Raw genomic sequence first — 821 nt, 5'->3', positions numbered from 1 at the left:
CAAATGAGAATGTAATTCGTATTATTAGACGATTTATCCATAAAAGTACTGCCATTATTACATTTAATTCGTAGAAGATGCAGTCAATGACTACCCACGAAAGCTTTTAGGTGTTTACTCTGCCGAATCTGTTTACTTATACAATGAAGTACTTTCACTTACTTCTTAGAATCAAGAAGTACCTTTTTGAGATAAAGTGGCTAACTTATATTTGCAATTTGAGTACGCAAAAAAGTTCAATTTTGGTTATTTTTCTAGAAGTTTTTTCTGGAAGTTTTCACATTGCAAAAATAATTGCTAAAAGAACCGCTAGAAATCAACGTGTTGCGTAATTTCTAGCGGTTCTTCTAGTTGCTAAGCTAATTTTCTTCTGGCAGAGCAGGAAACAACTTGATAATTTGGCTGTACCTTTCAGAAAAAATAGTCATTTCCCAATTTCTGGGTGTTTATCAATAAATTCTCGACATTGATCTTCCAATTTTTCATGGAAGATAAGATTTTTCAGTTTTTGACTAGCAACTTGTATCTCTTTAAATGCCAAGCTTAAATTCATGAAAGTAATTGGAATCAAAACAATATGGGGTGTCGCAGTTAGTTCTGTAAATTTTTCCTTGATGGTTACCAATGAAAATGGGGGCACTAAAATAATTGAAGTATCATTATTTTTACAAATTTCACTGATAGTCTGAGCACTTTGGATACGCAATTCTGAATTGCCCCATATTTAGACCCGAAAGGGTCTTTTTTCGTTGAAGTAATTTAACTTAAATGGTATAGTATAAATACGATTAAAGAAAAGAGGTGAAAAAAATGGAACAAAC

Annotated in this window: 1 protein-coding gene; it reads right to left on the bottom strand. The window is 32.0% G+C overall.

What is annotated here, in order from left to right:
* Positions 1 to 424: 424 nt before the first annotated feature.
* The gene (locus FC36_RS10080; RefSeq protein WP_035189183.1) at positions 425 to 706 is read right to left on the bottom strand and encodes a hypothetical protein; all 282 of its coding nucleotides are present in this window, start codon (positions 704 to 706) and stop codon (positions 425 to 427) included.
* Positions 707 to 821: the final 115 nt, after the last annotated feature.

Source organism: Ligilactobacillus equi DSM 15833 = JCM 10991 (genome assembly GCF_001435735.1).
GTDB classification, from domain to species: Bacteria; Bacillota; Bacilli; order Lactobacillales; family Lactobacillaceae; genus Ligilactobacillus; species Ligilactobacillus equi.
The sequence above is the reverse complement of the archived record's forward strand: the minus strand, read 5'-3'. Positions and strand labels throughout refer to the sequence as shown.